Raw genomic sequence first — 17,497 nt, forward strand, 5'->3', positions numbered from 1 at the left:
GGATAAGGCGCGATCCCTCCCGCCTTTACTGCGTTTGGCAACCATCCAAAATCCGCTTGTAGCAAATTTTTAGCAAGACCATCTTTACCGTACCAGTTTGTTTACATCACGCCGCTGGGCGAGAATCACACCGCTATGTCGAAGGGTGTCTCTTGAGTTTTCAGGGTCAATGAAATCGGGAAGTTAGCACCCTGCGCAAACTCTCCGCGTCCTATCGAAACGCGGCTACTGTTACGAAAATTGGTACGGAAAACCGAGGGAGACGATAGGCGCCTTCGTAGATGGTTGGAGACACCTTGACCCAACCGAGATGGGGTAGCTCCCAGACTTACTCGGAGCTAAAAGATCACGACATCACTCAATTTGATATCGCCGCTCGGCCAAGGGAGTAAAGCAAAGCCTCGCATTTGCGGGGCTTTTTAGTAAAAAAAAGCAAAAAATCGTGCGCGAGCATTGAAAGTGGTTCCTCAAAACTTTAGTAATCGGTTAAGCAAAAGCCCTTCCCCTACCATACTCTGGGCTACTTGGTTTCGGACTGGCCACTGTGCCATCATAGGGCCATCTGAGTCTCAGACCATCTCCCGCATGGTTTGATCAAACTCCAAAGTCGCGGAGCAAGGACTACTGCTATGGCTTACAGCTTATCGAGAATGACCGTCTATGCCCTTTTAAGCGGTCTAGAGGAGGATCTCAGGATTGCAATTAAAGGTCGTCTCGGCGGTGAAGACTATAGTGACGATAGATTCGACCAACAATTAATATCAAGATCAAAGGCACGATTAGAGAAAGAAATTGGCGCTCAATATGAAGAGTCAACCTTAGACAACTTGGTCGACTATTTTGATCTTGGTGATACCTACCAAATAATTAATTCAAACCAATTATCCTTCGACACAGATTTCAGCCAAGCAATTAAGACAAGAACGAAACAGTTCGAAAAAATCATCCCTATACGCAATAGGGTAATGCATGTTCGGCCTTTGAATTTCGATGACCTCCCATTAATTTCCGATTTCTGCTCAGACCTAATTAGTAATAGTTTCTACTCTTGGGACAACCTTGAAGAAACCTTCAAACGCCTGCACGACGACCCTAGCTTTGTTCTAGATTTAAAGATCCCTGTAATAGACTCCGACAAAGACAAAATCCCTCATAATCTACCACTACCAGACTTTGATGAAACAGGGTTAATAGGGCGGGATGCTCTGGTTAAGCAAGTTAAAAAATTATGTCTGGGAGGCTTCCCAGTCATATCAATTGTCGGAGAAGGCGGCGTCGGAAAAAGCGCTCTGGCACTAAAGGTCGCCTACGAACTGTTGGAAGAAGAGGTAAATCCATTTGACGCCGTTGTGTGGGTGACATCCAAAACAACTCAAATAACCGTCAATGAAATTCGCGACATCAAAGGAGCCATAACAAGTTCTATCGGGGTTCTACAAGAAATTTCGTCTCAATTGAGCGGCATTGATTCTGGCGATCCACTAGCCGAAATAATCGAGTATCTAGGAACTTTCAAAATCGCGTTATTCATCGACAATCTTGAAACAATTATGGATCAAAACATTCATAAATTTGTTAGTTCCCTACCCGATGGTAGCAAGCTGATCATTACCTCGAGAATCGGACTCGGGGCATATGAGTACCCGATCAAACTCGGTGGCATTGAGGAAAACTATGCTGCAAAATTGATACGTACACTTGGCCAATTAAGAAACGTCAGCAGCATAGCAACTCAAGACGAAGCCACCTTACGTCGATATGCGAACAGGATGTACCTTAATCCAGGTTACATCAAATGGTTTGTCAGTGCGATTCAAACCGGAGTTGCCGCAGAAGCAGTACTTCAGAACTCATCTCTCTTCCTAGAGTTCTGCATGAGTAACGTGTATCAATTTTTGTCCCAAGATACCCGCGATCTGACAACGACAATGCAGTGTGCTCCGGGATGGAAGGATATTGCAGAGCTATCCTATTTATCCGGCTTCGAGGCGATCAGAATTCAAAAAGCTCTTCAGGAGCTTATGACTACTAACATGCTGGCAGAATCTTCCAAACCAACAGGTGGTAGCGTTAAGACAACGTACCAGTTAGCGGAATTAGCACGAGCTTATCTCAATAAGCATCATCGCCCTTCAAATGCGTTTCAACAGAAGGTAAAAGGCAATCGAAACAAACTTAACTCTGTCGTGGAAATGCGCAGCGCTACAAATGGCAACAGATACTCCCCGCTCAACATAAAAGTCAGATCAAAAGCGGATCGCGTAATTGTCAAGATGCTTCATGACGCAATGAGACATTTAAGAGTCGCGGCAAACGAGCCAGCTTATGAAATACTTGAAGAAGCAAAACGGCTAGCCCCAGACTATTTCGAAGTACCTCGAGTACTAGCGTACTTCCATCAAAAAAACGGAAATTATCCAGAGGCACGAGAAAGCCACGAACTCGCGATAGCACTTGCACCTAACACAGCTCAATTACATTACTGGTTCGGTAAATTTATCCTGCACGAAGAAGAGTCCGTTGACGAGGCCGTTGACCAATTTGAAATAGCAAGAAAACTTGATATTACCTCGCCAGAAATCGCGATAAGTTTAAGCCGCGGCTATATGTTTCAGCACAAGTTTAACGAAGTTCGAGCGTTAATCGACGAGTTAAGCGAAAAAATAGAATTACTCGATGACACCTTAAGAAAGACTTATTACGATACTCGCGTACAGCTAAATTACCGGGAAGCGGACTTCGCGTGTCAGGCAGGTGATATCGGTGGAAGTATTAATGCAATTAAAAAGATGCGTGAAGAATTTGACCATTTACCGCCTGAACATAAAGACACTTACATGCGATCAAAATTAGGCAAAGCAGTAATTACTGTTCAAAGACTCCTCAGGATGACCTCGGGGACTGACGACCACGCATATATAGTAGATCTATTAGACTGGATCAATCATGAATCGGAGAAGTCGATAACCAGGCCAAAACCTCGGCGACTGTAAGTACCAACAAGATCACTCATAACACTTCTACGAGTCAAGTCAGGCCTTGACAATGAAGGCCTGACGGTGACATCTCGTATACTTTTTCGCTTTCAATTCCCAATGCATATCATGTGCCTTCGGGATTCTAAAAGTTCATCTTGCGCCTCATCTGTAAAGCACAATTGCACATTCAGTCTCTCCCCAACGATCATCGATGCGTCGGTACGATGATGGATTGGGGGCTTAGTGCTCCTCAAACGCCTAGGAAAGACTGGGGCAACCGGATCCATCCCTACGCCCTTACAATTTCTAAGCAAGCCTCACTCGCCGCCTTACGAGGCTGCTACCTATTCTATACTTTATAGTTTCTGGTGGGAGTCGATGCCATGCCTAGCGAATATTCTCTATCGGATTTGTTGGAGAGGCTCTATCACAATCAGCTGGCTCTGGAGGCCGCCATAATGGAGCTCACGCCATCGATAGAGCTACACTCGCCACAGCTAGGCGACAACGTTCGCGGGACCCTTCAGACGATTGGCGAAAAGGCCGGATTCATCAAGCAAGGTTTGGCTCGGCTAAAAAAATCAGATCCTACTAAATGAGCGACAGCTTCAGGCCTAGGCTGTGTAAAAACGCAGGCGCCGTTTTGAAGTCTACATTGCTACGTTAAATTTGCCTGCACTTGGTTAGTCAGCAGACCTAAAATTTGCATAGGATCGCAATTTTCGTTCTGGTTTTGACCGTTGAATCTGCCCTAAAACGTTTTTACACAGCCTCGGCCAAAAGCAGTCGTTCACGGGAGGCAATATCGACCCATAGCGGTCGTTAGCTGCAGGAAGCTTAGCGCCTCTACATTGGAATATTATCTGTAGCCGCAATCCAATCAGACGGAACTTCCATTACCCTACCAAAATCACCTTTATCCTCAAAAAATAAACTCAAGTGTTTTTTGTGCTGTTTTATTGCCCATGTTAAACTCTGAAATTCAAATACGACTCTCAAAAATGACTGCGCTGACACCCTAAAGCCTCCATCCAAAATATTACCAGTCGATGAAATCTGGGCATACCAGTTCTCGTCCTGCAAGAAAGTAATATGCAGGCCGCCCCTCTTAAATCTTCTCTTTAGCACTTGCAAATCAAGAATCACCACAATGGTTAAATTACCACTAATAAAATTAAAAAGATGTTCGGGATTTAACGATAGGTGAAAAGGCGTATAAGGATGCCAATTCATTGCTGTTTTATATTCGTTCAAATTAAATACGCGAGCGTATTTTAAAGGTATTTGATCAAGAGCTCCCTTTTTGAACTTCGTTATGGCTAGATAGTGAATACCATTTTCTGGCGAGACATGACTAGTTCCTTTCTCGTAGGAACTACTTATGCACGCATTAATAGCTTCCAAGTGATAGCGTTCTTTTCCTATGTGCTCCCGTCTTATTACGGGTCCAGCACCTCTGAAGTTTTCTGCCTCATCCTTTGTGAAAAATCCGCTTAATTCACCTATACTTCTAAGCTGTTTTTCTCCTCGCCTATCAAGCTTCTTTGATGCTTTTACCTCAATGGGGTAAGGATCATTGCTACCTAGTAGGCATACATCGCCATGCCTTAGCGTATTTGTCAGATCGCAAAGCACTGCTGGCACATTATTTTTTGCGGCAGCTTTTAGGAGCGCTATCTCGGCTTTTATCCCGTCCTTTCCGGAAATAAACCCCGCCGTTTCTTTTACGTGAAACTTGTCATCATAAAGAAAATGTTTAATTGCATACTTATCGCAGAAGTGAAATACAATACTCTCAACATACATCTTCCAGATATAGATTATATATCTGTAACTCTCAACTTTATGATTAAATTTCCTGATAAGGTTTTTTATCTCGTTTGCTCGTTCTCTGGTTGGTCTGTCATTTGCTTTTTCAAGGCGCAGCTTTTGAATTATTTCTTTTGCGTGCGAGATCGCTCTTTCTGCCTCTTTGACCTTCTTCAGAATCAATAATTGAAAATCTACAATTGCTCCTGCCGGCAATTTTTTTTCGTTTTTATGATTTGAAGCATTATTGTGAACTGTTCAATACTTTTTCGATACCTAGCAACCATTTTCATTCCCCAACCAAACACTCTCTAGACCATGTTCAAAAGTTAACATAGAGGTCAGCAGTCCTGTATTTTTCGCCAGCCACCCATGTTTTCGCGCAACAGGTGGCGAAATCATAGCTGTCGTTTTGAAGCAGCTTTCAGCCAGAAAAAGCTCTTCGATGCTCTTACCAGAATTCTTATCGCCCACGAAAATATTGACGCCGTCGTTAAACTCTAAGGGGTCATCGCGTTTTTTTTTGAAGTTGATCAGCTTGATCGATTTTACGTGCACTCTAAGTCCCTCTAGACACCACTTAAGGATGGCGGGTCGCAATCTCAATCGAACGGTATCTCGGGTGATACATACTGTCCATATGGCCATCAGATGAAAAAAGTCCAAGGGAGTTTTGCATCACCTTGAGCGTAGCCGCATCCGATGTCTGCTTCTGGCCGACAGCTGCCCGTCACCTTCATCAACGTGGCTTAGATGTTCGTCTCTTGGTGGGAGTTTGCCAACTAATTACAAGCAACAACCCATAACTGGTCCAGCCTCGTCGTAAAACTCCGACTCATCACCTCTCGACGCATTCCCCAATCTGGATTGATGGGCACGCTGGCTGGCCTCAGCGTTCCCCTGCCCCAACGCCCATTGATTTGGTCCAACACTGTCATCAATACCGTGGCATCGGCAGCTTGGGAGGTTGCAAATAGATCGTCGGTGAACTCCCCTGGCTGGCAGAGATTCATCAACAGCACCTCAGCCTTACTGTACTTGAACCCCTGGCGATACATCCGGTCGAGCGCCTCTACCGCCGCCTTCGTCAGCAGACGCACGTCGTCGGTGGGATACGGCAGATCGACCAACACGCCATTGGCGTACTTCGCCTCTTCCGAGTTGAACATGCCGGTGCGGATGCTGACGCGGATCTTCTTGCACAGTGACTTCTGCGCCCTGAGCTTTTCCGAAGCACGCATCATGTACGTGGCTACCGCCTCCTTGATGGGAGCCAATTCCGTGAGCCGCTTACCAAACATCCGGCTACAGCAGATCTCCTGCTTCGGCGGGTCCGGCTCGTCCAGCTCCAGGCACGGCGTGCCGCCCAGCTCGCGGGCAGTCTTCTCGATCACCACGCTGAATTTCTTGCGTAGCGTCCACGGGTCAGCCTTTGCCAGGTCCATCGCTGTCTTGATGCCCATGGCGTCTAGGTGCAGTTTCATCTTACGGCCGACGCCCCAGACCTCGGCCACGTCCGTATTGCGTAACACCCAGTCGCGCTTAAACGGGTCGCAAATGTCGACCACGCCGCCTGTTTGCACCTGCAGGCGCTTGGCCGTGTGGTTCGCCAGCTTTGCCAGGGTTTTGGTGTGAGCGATCCCTACCCCGACTGGGATGCCGGTGCAGCGCAGCACATGACTGCGGATCTTGCGGCCGAGGGCATCCCGGCCGTCAATGCCGGTCAGATCCGCGAAGGCTTCGTCGATGCTATAGACCTCAACGGCAGGCACCATCGATTCAATGAGTGTCATGACGCGCTCACTCATGTCCCCATAGAGCGCGTAATTCGACGAGAACGGAACGATACCGTGCTTCTGCAGCTTGTGCTTGATCTGAAAATACGGTTCGCCCATCTTCACATAGGGCTTGGCGTCGTAACTGCGAGCGATCACACAGCCGTCGTTGTTGCTCAGCACCACGATGGGCACGCGGGCCAGGTCCGGGCGGAACACTCTTTCGCAACTGGCGTAGAAGCTGTTGCAGTCAATCAGGGCGAAAACGGGCTGGGCTTTAGACATGGCTGCGCACGCTGCAGGTGATGACGCCCCAGATGATCAGCTCGTCGCCCTCGAGCACGTACCTCGGTGGATACTTTGGGTTCTCCGACAGGAGAATCACCTCCTTCCCACGAATGCAAAGGCGTTTACACACGGGTTCGTTGTTCAGCAGCGCCACGACGATGTGGCCATGCGCAGGTTCCATCGCACGGTCCACAACGGCTAGGTCCCCTTCAAAGATCCCAGCGCCCTGCATGCTCTCCCCGGCGATGGAAACCAGGTAGACATGCGGGGCACGAATGTTCAGAACCTCATCCAATGAGATGTGCGCTTCGATGTGGTCCGCTGCCGGGGAAGGAAACCCGGCGGGTACGCGAAACGAACACAAAGGCAGCTTCAAGCCACCCGTAGCGATAGGGCCTAGAACTGAAAAGCTCATGACGCACGACTTCCAAAATACTGTACGAACATACAGTTAACTTTGTACAAGTTTCTTGGTCAATTTGTATAGGAAAAATCTGACAGGCGGGTCAGCCCATCCGCGGGTGATTCTTGCAGTACGGGGGGATGAAGGGGTCATCGATTTAACTCTGGCCCAACCGATTGGCTCTCTCCATCCTCGCCATCCCATTCCTGTTAAACTGCGCTCCCATCGCATTTGTCACTTCAGATCCTCATGCCCTTACACACAGCATCACCGCAAGCCCTTTCCCGCCGCTTCAGCGTGGCCCCCATGATGGACTGGACTGACCCCCACTGCCGGTTCTTCCTACGCATCCTCTCCAAACACGCCCTGCTCTACACCGAGATGGTCACCACGGGCGCGTTGCTCAACGGCGATCACGAGCGTTTCCTGCGCCACCACGAAGCCGAGCATCCCCTGGCGCTTCAACTCGGCGGTAGCGTCCCGGCCGATTTGGCCGCGTGCGCGCGGATGGCTCAAGAGCATGGCTATGATGAGGTCAATCTCAACGTCGGCTGCCCAAGCGATCGCGTGCAGAACAACATGATTGGTGCATGCCTGATGGGGCATCCTGAGCTGGTGGCCGATTGTGTGAAGGCGATGCGTGATGCTGTGTCGATTCCGGTGACGGTCAAGCATCGGATCGGGATCAACGGGCGGGACAGTTACGAGCAGTTGTGTGAGTTCGTCGGGACGGTGCGTGACGCCGGTTGTACGAGTTTTACCGTGCATGCGCGGATTGCGATTCTGGAAGGGCTGTCGCCCAAGGAGAACCGTGAGATCCCGCCGCTGCGGTATGACGTGGCGGCACAGTTGAAGAAGGATTTCCCGGAGCTGGAGATTGTGCTCAACGGCGGGATCAAGACGCTGGAAGCCTGCCACGAGCATTTGCAGACATTCGACGGTGTGATGCTGGGACGCGAGGCGTATCACAACCCGTATCTGCTGGCCGAGGTGGATCAACAACTGTTTGGCAGCAGCGCGCCTGTCATCAGTCGGGCCGAGGCGTTGGCGCAGTTGCGGCCTTATATCGCCAAGCACCTGGACGCCGGCGGGGCGATGCATCACATCACTCGCCATGTACTGGGGCTGGGTACCGGGTTTCCTGGGGCGCGCCGTTTTCGGCAGTTGTTGTCGGTGGACATCCACAAAACCAAAGACCCGTTGGCGCTGCTGGATCAGGCGGCGGGCATGCTGGAAGGACGCTAACTGTCACTTGCTTTGAACCTGAGTCCTGTTTTGGCATCGTATCTACCGATACCCGCCCCGGCCTTTCAAACATCCGTTTTCAGGTTGTTGCCGCTGGGGCCATCGATCCCCCTTCACGCCCTTGAGTGGCTGCCGGCCCTCGGGTAATGTCAACAGACCCATAGGACAGAGCACGCTCATGACTTCCAAGCTGGAACAACTCAAACAATTCACTACCGTAGTGGCCGATACCGGCGACTTCGAAGCCATCGCCCGCGTTAAACCCGTGGATGCCACCACCAACCCTTCCCTGCTGCTCAAGGCCTCGGCCATTCAAGGCTACGCCGAGCTGCTGAACGCCTGTGTGGCCGATTGCAAGGGCGATGTGGGCCTGGCCAGCGACCGTTTTGGCGTGGCGGTCGGGCAAGAGATTCTCAAGGTGATTCCGGGGCGTATTTCCACTGAAGTGGATGCGCGTCTGTCGTTCGACACCGAGGCCATGTTGAAACGTGCGCATCGCCTGATCGACCTGTACGAAAAGGCCGGCGTTGGCCGCGATCGCGTGCTGATCAAGATCGCGTCCACCTGGGAAGGTATTCGCGCCGCCGAGCAGCTGGAGCGTGAAGGCATCCAGTGCAACCTGACGCTGCTGTTCTCCTTCGCCCAGGCTGCGGCTTGCGCCGATGCCGGCGTGTTCCTGATTTCGCCTTTTGTCGGCCGCATCTACGACTGGTACAAGAAGGCCAACGGCAACGACTACACCGGTGCCGATGATCCGGGCGTGCAGTCGGTGACGCGTATCTACAACTACTACAAGGCCAATGACTACAAAACCGTGGTCATGGGCGCAAGCTTCCGCAACCTCAACCAGATCGAGCAACTGGCCGGCTGCGACCGTTTGACGGTCAGCCCGGATCTGCTGGAGAAACTGGCCGCCGACGAGGGCAAGCTGGAACGCAAGCTGGCACCTGGGCAAGCCGGTGAGGCGCGCTTGAGTCTCAATGAAGCGCAGTTCCGCTGGTTGTCCAACGAGGACGCCATGGCGACCGAGAAACTGGCTGAAGGCATTCGTCAGTTCGCCCGGGACCAGGAGAAGCTTGAGGCGTTGCTGCAAGCCAAGCTTTGAGGTGATTTCGAAGTAATAAAGAGGGCGAACCTGGGTGGGTTCGCCCTTTTTTATAGGCTTGGGAAGGTGGCGGCTGGCCGGGCGCCATCGCGAGCAAGCTCGCTCCCACAGGGGGCGCTGGGCAGATAAACATTGTGGGAGCGAGCCTGCTCGCGATGAGGCCCGCTCAGTCTACGCAAACCTATGAATCAGGGCCGCTCCAGCGCACTCACCAGGTCATGGAACGCTTCACGATTGGAGTCGTTCAGCCCCATGAGGATCTTATGGGCCTCAAGCACCTTGATCCGCACTTCCTCTTCCGATTGATCCTGATCGGGCAGATCGTCCAGGCACTCAGGGCATGGCACGGGATCGCCGACGATATTGAATACCTGGTCAAAGCCCATGGATTGCAGCAACCGGGTGATGTCGTTGTGGGTGGTGACCACGGTCGGCAGCAGGCCGACCTTTTGCCGCGACAGGATCGACAGCTTGGCCAGCAGGCCCAGGGTGGTACTGTCGATGCTGCGGGTTTCGGTCAGGTCGATCACGATGGCGTTGAAGTTCAACGCGGTGAAGATCCGCTCAATAGTCGCATCCAGCGCCGAACAGAGGGTCAGGCGCACTTCACCGACAAACTTCAGGACAAAGGTGCCGTCCTGCTCGGCGAACTGGATTCTACCGGTGCTCATCAAAGATTCCTGCTCAACACTAACAGGGCGATATCATCCGGCATCTCCCCTAGCGTGGCTAATCCAAACACTTGACGCAAGCCTTCCAGGCTGCCGCCCGCTGCGCTTACCCGTTCAGGCAAGGCCGCTTCTTTCTCTTTGAGTGTAGGTTCTGACAAAAGGTCCAGAATGCCATCAGACATCAGCGTCAAACTGAAGGTCGGTGGCAGTTCCAGTACGTGGTCTTCGTAGGTGGCCTCGTTGAAAAGGCCCACCGGCAAACCACGCCCTTCCAGGTAACGAACACTGTCAGGCGTATACAACACAGGCAACGGCAGATGACCGCCGATGCTATAGGTCAACAAACCCGTCTCCTCGTCGATGACCCCACCGACCATTGTCACGTGTTTGCCCAGCTTACAACTGATCAGGCCCCGGTTGATATGACCAAGGACTTCTGATGGCTTGAACTCAGGCAACGTGCCGTTGCGCTTGGATTCGAACAGCAGGCGCGTGGTCATGAACTTCAACAGTACCGTCACGAACGCTGACGAAGCGCCATGGCCGGAAACGTCCGCCAGATAGAACGCCACTCGACGTTCATCGACCCGGAAATAGTCGACGAAATCCCCCGACAGATACAAAGACGGGATGATCTGGTGGGCAAAACGGAAATCGTCGGCGGTCCAGGGACTGACCGGCAACATGTTCATCTGCACCTGGCGGCCGGCGTTCTGGTCTTCCTGCAACAGGTTCAGGCTGGCTTCCAGCTCGCGGTTGGCGGTTTCCAGCTTTTCGCGATAACGCTGGTTCTCCACCAACAGGCGCGAACGGTCCAGGGCCCGGCGCACCGAATGCTCGAGCACGGCCAAGTCTTCAAGGGGCTTGATCAGGTAATCGGCCGCGCCCAGGCGCAACGCCTCAACCGCGTCGTTCATCACGCCCGCACCCGAAACCACGATGACCGGGGTCTGCGAGGAAAGCTCGGTGACTTGGCGAATGAGTTCGAGTCCGCCCATCTGCGGCATGCGCAGGTCGCAGATGACCAGGTCGGGCTTGTCTTGCTCGAATACCTGAAGACCCTGTTGACCGTTGCTGGCCTGCAGGACGCTGAAACCACTGTCTTCCAAGTAGGCTGCGAGGCTGGCTCGCACCACTTCGTCATCATCGATTATCAGCAGCGTGGCACTGGTTTTTGGCATGTGGGCAAACGGCGCCAGAATTAGGTTGGCGTAGCGGGCTGGGCAACTGGGCCTGGCGCTCACTACTGGATTCGCTTTCTAGCCTCTCTGTCGTACCGGATGTAGGCCCTTGTCCTACACACAGTTACATCAGAGGTGCCCTTCTAAGGCGCAGACGGTACTCCCATCCGCGGGGCGTTTCAAGCTCATGCAGATAGCCGCTTGCCGTCTTGGTTTGTCAAAGTACAGAGAGTTATAAGAACCGAGCGAAGCGTAACTCAATGGAAGGTTCGATCCCTGCTTAAACAGTGCCTCAAAACAAAGAAGGCGGCCCTGAGGCCGCCTTCCTGGGGTTACCGGGCGAAATTAAAAATCATCTTCGACCTGGCCATCCTTGACCTTGAATTCACGGTTCTGCAGGAAGGCGTTGCGGATAAACACATACTTGTCGCCACTCACCAGTTTTTCGGCGGACAACAGGCTGGCGCGGGTATCGACGATGTTCAGACCGAAGATCGAGTTACGCACCGAAACGTTGTCGATGTAACGATAAGGGGCCGTGTAGTCATCGACAAGCTTGGCCGGCGCGTCACGCAAGGTGCTTGGTCCCAACAACGGCAGCATCACGTACGGGCCACTGCCGACTCCCCAATAACCCAGGGTCTGGCCGAAATCTTCATCGCTGCGTTGCAGGCCCATCCGAGTGCCCACGTCGAAGAACCCCAACAGGCCGAAGGTGGTGTTGAAGATCAACCGGGCCGTGTCGACCCCGGCTGCGGCCGGCTTGGCCTGCAGTACATTGTTGGCCAGATTGCCCACGTCGCCGATGTTGCGGAACATGTTGTGGATGCCGTCTTCGAGAAATTGCGGCGTCACGTACTGATAACCCTGAGCCAGCGGCTTGAGTGCGTAGGTATCAACGGTGTCGTTGAAGGTAAAGATCGGGCGGTTGATGCTTTCCCAAGGATCGTCTTCCGTTGCGGCCTGGGCGGCGAAGGGAACCAGCAGGACGCAGGCAGACAAACACAGCTGAGCTAGACAATGGCTCCAGCGCATAGGGAAAACTCCTTGGATTATTCAGGCAAGGGCGCCGAGCCCAGGCGGTAAGGGCGCTAGTATAAAGCGGAACGCTTGGATAGACAGCACTGAAAGAGAAGCTGCTCGTAGGATTTTTCCGCACCCGGCGCCTTCATTTCACTGTCATTGGACTGTCATTGAGGCACGTTAGGCTGCGGGATATTTCAAGGACGTTCCCATGCCCCGCGCCGAAACCCTGCCCCTGCCCGCCCCCAGCCTGACCGCCGTACTGTTTGGCTTGAGCGGTTGTCTGGTGGATTTCGGGGCAAGGGCGCGACAGTCAGGAGCAGTGCCCACCGAGCATTCGCAGCCAACCCCCGGCGCCCTCGAAAGCCTGCGCCTTTTGCAGCTTCAGGAGATTCCCTGCGCCTGGCTCGACGAACTGCCACCTGCCATCAGTCATAGCCTGGCTGCTTCGTTACCGGCGTGGATCAAATCGCCGCAACTTCCAGCAACAAATTATCCGTGGCCGGCCCCGCATGCCTGCTGGCAGGCCTTGATGGCGTTGAACGTCCAGCAATTGGACGGTTGCGTGCTGGTCAGCGGCGAGCCGCGCTTGTTGCAGTCGGGGCTCAATGCCGGCTTGTGGACCATCGGGCTGGCGTCCTGCGGCTCGCTGTGTGGCCTGGCGCCGAACGAATGGCAGCTCCTGAGCCAACAGGAACGAGAGACCAAGCGCGCCAAGGCCACCGTGCAGTTGTTCGGCCTGGGGGTGCATTCGGTGATCGATCACCTGGGTGAACTCGACACCTGCCTGGCGGATATCAGCCTGCGTCGGCTCAAAGGTGAAAAGCCCTGACCGAGATCATGCAGGGTGCACGAGGGTGGATTACTCTTAAGGCAAGCCACGGACTTTTGACGCACCGTCGCGGTCCATGGCTGTGCCTATCAATAAAGGGAGTACGCCAATGCCTGCCCGCGAATTGCAGAAACAACTTGATGAACTGCGCGAGCAATTGGAACAGAACCCGCCGCTTTCCGAACCGGAGCGCGAGAATCTGCATCAACTGATGATTCAGCTCGAAGCCGAGATCGAACTGGATAATTCGCTTCAGAATGCCGACCTGGTCGATGGTGTGAACCTGGCCGTCGAGCGCTTCGAACTGGATCACCCCACTATTGCCGGGACGTTACGCAACATCGTGCAAGCCTTGGGCAACATGGGGATCTAAACCCGCCAGATGCAAAAAAGCCCCGCTATTGATAGCGGGGCTTTTCATTTTTCACGATATGAAATCCAATCCCCTGTGGGAGCGAGCCCGCTCGCGATAGGTGGCTCAGCCAACATCAATGCTGAATGTGCCTGACTCATCGCGCGCAGGCTCGCTCCCACAGGATTATTTATTGCCGGACCAGGCGATGGTTCGGCAGCTGTACCTCTTCGGTACTGCGATACGGATTGATGTCCAGCCCACCCCGCCGCACATAGCGCGCATACACCGTCAATTTTTCCGGTTTGAGCAAGCGTTGCAGGTCGAGAAAGATCCGCTCCACGCACTGTTCGTGGAAATCCGAATGCTGGCGGAAGCTGACGATGTAGGCCAACAGGCTGGCAGGGTCCAGCGCCGCACCGCGATATTGCACCGCGACGCTGCCCCAGTCCGGCTGGCTGGTCACCGGGCAATTGGATTTGAGCAGATGGCTGTGCAGGCTTTGCTCCACGATGCGCGAATCATCGCAGCGCAGCAGCTCCGGGCGCGGATGCTCGTAGGAGTCGACGGTGATGTCCAAGTCATCGATGCACACGCCGGGTAATGCCACGACCCCTTCACTTTCGACGTCCTTCAGGCTGCGGATGCGCACGCCCACCGGTGTACCGGCGGCCGCCGACAGGTCCTGACGCAGGGTCGCTTCCAGGCTCGCGGTATCAGCGAAGGGCGTCTGGTTCAGCGAGTTAAGGTACAGCTTGAAGGATTTGGATTCGATGATGTTTGGTGAATCCGCCGCGATTGCGAATTCACCAATGGCCACCACCGGTTTGCCGGACGGCAGCAGCCATGACAGCTCGAAACAGTTCCAGAAATCCACGCCCTTGTACGGCAGGGTCTCGGCCGTCAGGCCCAGTTCCGCCCATTTCGCGGTGCGCGGGATCGGAAACAGCAGTGACGGCGTGTACGTGGCGATGTATTCGCTGGATTTGCCCAGCGGCGAATGTTCGGCTGCGGGATGCATGACGGAAACCTGACTGAAGAATCAGCCGATTCTATCAGCCTTTGCCCCAGCCTTTGAGTGCTTACTGACTGACTGTCAGCTTGCCTTTCATCCCGGCCTGGTAGTGGCCAGGCACATTACAGGCGAACTCCAGCCGCATGGCCTTGTTGAAGGTCCAGGTCAGCTCGGCGGTTTTGCCCGGCTCCACCAGCACACTGTTGGGGTCTTCATGGCGCATGCCGGCCTCCCCGTGCCCCATGGAGTCATGGGCCATCCCTTGCTTCATTGCGGTCGGGGTCAGTTGTCCGCTCTGTTGCATCTTGAGCATTTCCTGCTGATGCTGGGCGTGCATCGCGGCATTGCCCAGGTTGAACTCATGCAGCAACTGACCTTTATTGATCAGCACGAACCGAACGGTCTCGCCAGCCTTGATATCAAGTGCACCGGGGTCGAAGGTCATGTCCCCCATCACCACATCGATGCTGCGACTGGCCTTGGCCGCCGAGGCAGGCTGGCCGAAATCAAAATGGCCCGGTGACGCCCACGTGGGCGTACTGAGCACCAGTGCAAAGGCGGTCAGGATCAAGCGGTTTGCCATTAACATGTCCATACTCCTGTCAGATTCAGCGTGTGAGAACTCTATCTCTGCACACCTGCCAATCGGCTTACGGATCGATTACAACTTTGTCAGGTAGAGCCACGGCTACGTCCGACGCGGTATAACGCCCTCGTTCCAACAACGCCTTGAGCTGCCTATGAAACTGCTGATCGTCGAAGACCAAACCAAAACCGGCCAATACCTGCGCCAGGGCCTGACCGAAGCCGGGTTCAACGCCGACCTGGTGGCCGATGGCATTACCGGCCAGCAATTGGCCTTGAGCGGTGAATATGCCTTGCTGATCCTCGATGTGATGCTGCCCGGCCGCGATGGCTGGCAGATTTTGCAGGCCGTGCGCGGGGCCGGCCTGGATACGCCGGTGCTGTTTCTCACCGCGCGGGATGCGGTCCAGGATCGCGTGCATGGCCTGGAGTTGGGCGCCGACGATTACCTGGTCAAACCCTTTGCCTTTTCCGAACTGCTGGCGCGAGTCCGCAGCCTGTTGCGCCGCGGCAGCTCGACGCCCCAGGAAACCAGCCTGCGACTGGCGGACCTGCGCCTGGACCTGATCCGCCGCCGCGTCGAACGCAGCGGCCAGCGCATCGACCTCACGGCCAAGGAGTTCGCGTTGCTGGAAATGCTCCTGCGTCGCCAGGGCGAGGTCCTGCCCAAATCCCTGATTGCTTCCCAGGTCTGGGATATGAATTTCGACAGCGACACCAACGTCATCGAAGTCGCGATACGGCGCCTGCGAATCAAGATCGACGACGATTTCCCCAGCAAGCTGATCCACACCGTGCGGGGCATGGGGTATGTCCTTGAAGAGCGCAACCTGTGAGGGGGCGTTGGTCGCTGAGCAGCCGGCTGGCGCTGCTGTTCGCCGCCTGCACCGCCGTGGTCTCCCTGTTTGCCGGCGTGCTGTTCAGCCGTGGCAGCGAGGCGCACTTCATCGAGCTGGATCAGCAACTGCTCGAAGGCAAACTGATCGGCCTGCGTCGCGCCCTGCAGGGGCTTGATGCCGAGCAAACCCAAAACCGTCTGGCAGATGAACTCAGTCGCCAGGCCGACCTGGCCTTGCGCATCAAGGATAGCGATGGCGTGCGCTGGTACGACAGTTCGCTGCGGATTCCGGCTCAGTTGCCGGAGCGTCCCGGCCTGTCCACCCTCAGCGATGCCGACACTGACTACCGGGTATTGAATGCACCGCTGTACCCCGACCGCCCGGACTCGCCGCAACTGACGCTGCTGCTGGACATCACCCACCACCAGCATTTCCTGCAACGCATGCAGCGCCTGATCTGGCTGACGGTCGGCCTCTCGGCCCTGGCTACCGCCCTGCTCGGGGCCTGGGCCGCCCGGCGCGGCTTGCGACCGTTGCGGCGTATGGGGGCCATCGCCGGCAGCGTCTCGGCCCGCTCTCTCAATGCCCGACTGCCGGAAGAACACATGCCCGCCGAACTGGCGGAACTGGCCCACAGCATCAATGACATGCTCCGACGTCTCGATGATGCGTTTCAACGGCTCTCGGCGTTCTCTGCCGACATCGCCCATGAACTGCGCACCCCTTTATCGAACCTGCTGACCCACACCCAGGTCACCCTCACCCGCGAACGCTCGCTGGAGGATTATCGCGAAGCACTGCACAGCAATCTTGAAGAGCTGCAATGGATGGCGCAGCTGGTCAACGACATGCTCTACCTGGCCAAGGCTGACCACGGCTTGCTGGCACCCAGCCGCGAACCGCTGGAACTGGCTCAGGAAGTGGATCTGCTGCTGGAGTTTTTCGCCCCGCTGGCCGAAGACGCCCACGTCCGCTTGAGCCGTGAAGGCAACGGCCGCATCGACGGAGACCGCAGCATGCTGCGCCGGGCCCTGTCCAATTTGCTGGACAATGCTTTGCGCTTCACGCCTGACGGTGGCGAAGTACGAGTACATATTGTCGAGGGCGTTGGGCAGATGCATGTAAACGTGGAGAACAGCGGTGACGGGATTTCAGCGCACTTGCTGCCGCGTCTGTTCGACCGTTTCTATCGCGCCGACCCGGCCCGCCAGGAAGGCAGCAGTGAACACGCCGGGCTGGGGCTGGCCATCACCCGCTCCATCGTCCGCGCCCATGGCGGGCAGATCCGCTGCGAATCGGCCGATGGCTGGACGCGGTTTTTGATCGAGTTGCCGAAGGGGGATTAAGCCCGACGCAAACCCTGGTGGCAAAGAGACTTATCTGTGGGAGCAAGGCT

Annotated in this window: 17 protein-coding genes; 8 read left to right on the forward strand and 9 right to left on the reverse strand. The window is 54.6% G+C overall.

Annotated elements, in window-relative coordinates:
• Positions 1–629 precede the first annotated feature (629 nt).
• Together BW979_RS21215 and BW979_RS27900 are read left to right on the forward strand one after the other, a co-directional pair.
• Complete coding sequence (locus BW979_RS21215; protein WP_076385560.1) at positions 630–2,993, forward strand: NB-ARC domain-containing protein; 2,364 nt, start codon at positions 630–632, stop codon at positions 2,991–2,993.
• A 368-nt stretch (positions 2,994–3,361) separates the two neighbouring features.
• Complete coding sequence (locus tag BW979_RS27900; protein ID WP_076385562.1) at positions 3,362–3,577, forward strand: hypothetical protein; 216 nt, start codon at positions 3,362–3,364, stop codon at positions 3,575–3,577.
• Between the two features lie 247 nt (positions 3,578–3,824).
• On the opposite strand, the gene BW979_RS21225 is transcribed toward BW979_RS27900, so the two are convergent.
• From BW979_RS21225 to BW979_RS21240, 4 genes are all read right to left on the reverse strand, one after another.
• Positions 3,825–5,003, reverse strand: a complete 1,179-nt coding sequence (locus BW979_RS21225) for a hypothetical protein (RefSeq protein ID WP_156893519.1) — start codon at positions 5,001–5,003, stop codon at positions 3,825–3,827.
• A gap of 60 nt (positions 5,004–5,063) precedes the next feature.
• The gene (locus BW979_RS21230) at positions 5,064–5,345 is read right to left on the reverse strand and encodes a hypothetical protein (RefSeq protein ID WP_076385566.1); all 282 of its coding nucleotides are present in this window, start codon (positions 5,343–5,345) and stop codon (positions 5,064–5,066) included.
• Positions 5,346–5,569: 224 nt separating this feature from the next.
• Entirely contained in the window at positions 5,570–6,847 is a 1,278-nt protein-coding gene (gene umuC / locus BW979_RS21235) for a translesion error-prone DNA polymerase V subunit UmuC (RefSeq protein WP_076385568.1), read from the reverse strand.
• A complete protein-coding gene (locus BW979_RS21240) occupies positions 6,840–7,265 on the reverse strand; it encodes a LexA family protein (protein ID WP_076385570.1) in 426 nt (141 codons plus the stop codon). The genes umuC and BW979_RS21240 overlap by 8 nt, the downstream gene beginning before the upstream one ends.
• 237 nt (positions 7,266–7,502) lie before the next feature.
• Between BW979_RS21240 and dusA the strand changes: the two genes are divergently transcribed.
• Both dusA and tal read left to right on the forward strand, forming a co-directional pair.
• Positions 7,503–8,498 carry a tRNA dihydrouridine(20/20a) synthase DusA gene (dusA, locus tag BW979_RS21245; RefSeq protein WP_076385572.1) on the forward strand — a complete coding sequence of 332 codons (996 nt, stop codon included), beginning with the start codon at positions 7,503–7,505 and terminating at the stop codon, positions 8,496–8,498.
• A 178-nt stretch (positions 8,499–8,676) separates the two neighbouring features.
• Positions 8,677–9,603 (forward strand): transaldolase, encoded by a 927-nt coding sequence (gene tal / locus BW979_RS21250; RefSeq protein ID WP_047227233.1) that lies wholly within the window; start codon positions 8,677–8,679, stop codon positions 9,601–9,603.
• Positions 9,604–9,791: 188 nt separating this feature from the next.
• Here tal and rssC read toward each other — a convergent pair whose 3' ends face one another.
• From rssC to BW979_RS21265, 3 genes are all read right to left on the reverse strand, one after another.
• Positions 9,792–10,274, reverse strand: a complete 483-nt coding sequence (gene rssC, locus BW979_RS21255; RefSeq protein ID WP_047227232.1) for an anti-sigma factor antagonist RssC — start codon at positions 10,272–10,274, stop codon at positions 9,792–9,794.
• Positions 10,274–11,455 (reverse strand): two-component system response regulator RssB, encoded by a 1,182-nt coding sequence (rssB, locus tag BW979_RS21260; protein WP_076385574.1) that lies wholly within the window; start codon positions 11,453–11,455, stop codon positions 10,274–10,276. Before rssB ends, rssC begins: the two co-directional genes overlap by 1 nt.
• Before the next feature lie 345 nt (positions 11,456–11,800).
• Positions 11,801–12,490, reverse strand: coding sequence for an MlaA family lipoprotein (locus tag BW979_RS21265; protein ID WP_076385576.1), 690 nt, complete (start codon positions 12,488–12,490; stop codon positions 11,801–11,803).
• Between the two features lie 199 nt (positions 12,491–12,689).
• Between BW979_RS21265 and BW979_RS21270 the strand changes: the two genes are divergently transcribed.
• Positions 12,690–13,310 carry a phosphatase gene (locus BW979_RS21270; RefSeq protein ID WP_076385578.1) on the forward strand — a complete coding sequence of 207 codons (621 nt, stop codon included), beginning with the start codon at positions 12,690–12,692 and terminating at the stop codon, positions 13,308–13,310.
• 109 nt (positions 13,311–13,419) lie between these two features.
• On the forward strand, positions 13,420–13,683 hold the full coding sequence (locus tag BW979_RS21275) for a DUF4404 family protein (protein WP_047227228.1): 264 nt from the start codon (positions 13,420–13,422) through the stop codon (positions 13,681–13,683).
• A gap of 169 nt (positions 13,684–13,852) precedes the next feature.
• On the opposite strand, the gene queF is transcribed toward BW979_RS21275, so the two are convergent.
• Together queF and copI are read right to left on the reverse strand one after the other, a co-directional pair.
• Positions 13,853–14,683: an NADPH-dependent 7-cyano-7-deazaguanine reductase QueF gene (gene queF / locus BW979_RS21280; protein ID WP_076385580.1), complete on the reverse strand. Its 831-nt coding sequence runs from the start codon at positions 14,681–14,683 to the stop codon at positions 13,853–13,855.
• Between the two features lie 61 nt (positions 14,684–14,744).
• Positions 14,745–15,266, reverse strand: coding sequence for a copper-resistant cuproprotein CopI (copI, locus tag BW979_RS21285; protein ID WP_047227226.1), 522 nt, complete (start codon positions 15,264–15,266; stop codon positions 14,745–14,747).
• Between the two features lie 151 nt (positions 15,267–15,417).
• Between copI and BW979_RS21290 the strand changes: the two genes are divergently transcribed.
• On the forward strand, positions 15,418–16,098 hold the full coding sequence (locus BW979_RS21290) for a heavy metal response regulator transcription factor (RefSeq protein WP_047227225.1): 681 nt from the start codon (positions 15,418–15,420) through the stop codon (positions 16,096–16,098).
• Positions 16,095–17,447, forward strand: a complete 1,353-nt coding sequence (locus BW979_RS21295) for a heavy metal sensor histidine kinase (RefSeq protein ID WP_076385582.1) — start codon at positions 16,095–16,097, stop codon at positions 17,445–17,447. Before BW979_RS21290 ends, BW979_RS21295 begins: the two co-directional genes overlap by 4 nt.
• Positions 17,448–17,497 lie beyond the last annotated feature (50 nt).

It is taken from the genome of Pseudomonas sp. A214 (assembly GCF_900156295.1).
Classification (GTDB): domain Bacteria; phylum Pseudomonadota; class Gammaproteobacteria; order Pseudomonadales; family Pseudomonadaceae; genus Aquipseudomonas; species Aquipseudomonas rhizophila.

Excerpts from the sequence above, each read along its gene's own strand:
- BW979_RS21215 (WP_076385560.1), top strand. The coding sequence starts at position 630 with ATGGCTTACAGCTTATCGAGAATGACCGTCTATGCCCTTTTAAGCGGT.
- BW979_RS27900 (WP_076385562.1), top strand. The coding sequence starts at position 3,362 with ATGCCTAGCGAATATTCTCTATCGGATTTGTTGGAGAGGCTCTATCAC.
- umuC (WP_076385568.1), bottom strand. The coding sequence starts at position 6,847 with ATGTCTAAAGCCCAGCCCGTTTTCGCCCTGATTGACTGCAACAGCTTC.
- BW979_RS21240 (WP_076385570.1), bottom strand. The coding sequence starts at position 7,265 with ATGAGCTTTTCAGTTCTAGGCCCTATCGCTACGGGTGGCTTGAAGCTG.
- dusA (WP_076385572.1), top strand. The coding sequence starts at position 7,503 with ATGCCCTTACACACAGCATCACCGCAAGCCCTTTCCCGCCGCTTCAGC.
- tal (WP_047227233.1), top strand. The coding sequence starts at position 8,677 with ATGACTTCCAAGCTGGAACAACTCAAACAATTCACTACCGTAGTGGCC.
- rssC (WP_047227232.1), bottom strand. The coding sequence starts at position 10,274 with ATGAGCACCGGTAGAATCCAGTTCGCCGAGCAGGACGGCACCTTTGTC.
- rssB (WP_076385574.1), bottom strand. The coding sequence starts at position 11,455 with ATGCCAAAAACCAGTGCCACGCTGCTGATAATCGATGATGACGAAGTG.
- BW979_RS21265 (WP_076385576.1), bottom strand. The coding sequence starts at position 12,490 with ATGCGCTGGAGCCATTGTCTAGCTCAGCTGTGTTTGTCTGCCTGCGTC.
- BW979_RS21270 (WP_076385578.1), top strand. The coding sequence starts at position 12,690 with ATGCCCCGCGCCGAAACCCTGCCCCTGCCCGCCCCCAGCCTGACCGCC.
- BW979_RS21275 (WP_047227228.1), top strand. The coding sequence starts at position 13,420 with ATGCCTGCCCGCGAATTGCAGAAACAACTTGATGAACTGCGCGAGCAA.
- queF (WP_076385580.1), bottom strand. The coding sequence starts at position 14,683 with ATGCATCCCGCAGCCGAACATTCGCCGCTGGGCAAATCCAGCGAATAC.
- copI (WP_047227226.1), bottom strand. The coding sequence starts at position 15,266 with ATGTTAATGGCAAACCGCTTGATCCTGACCGCCTTTGCACTGGTGCTC.
- BW979_RS21290 (WP_047227225.1), top strand. The coding sequence starts at position 15,418 with ATGAAACTGCTGATCGTCGAAGACCAAACCAAAACCGGCCAATACCTG.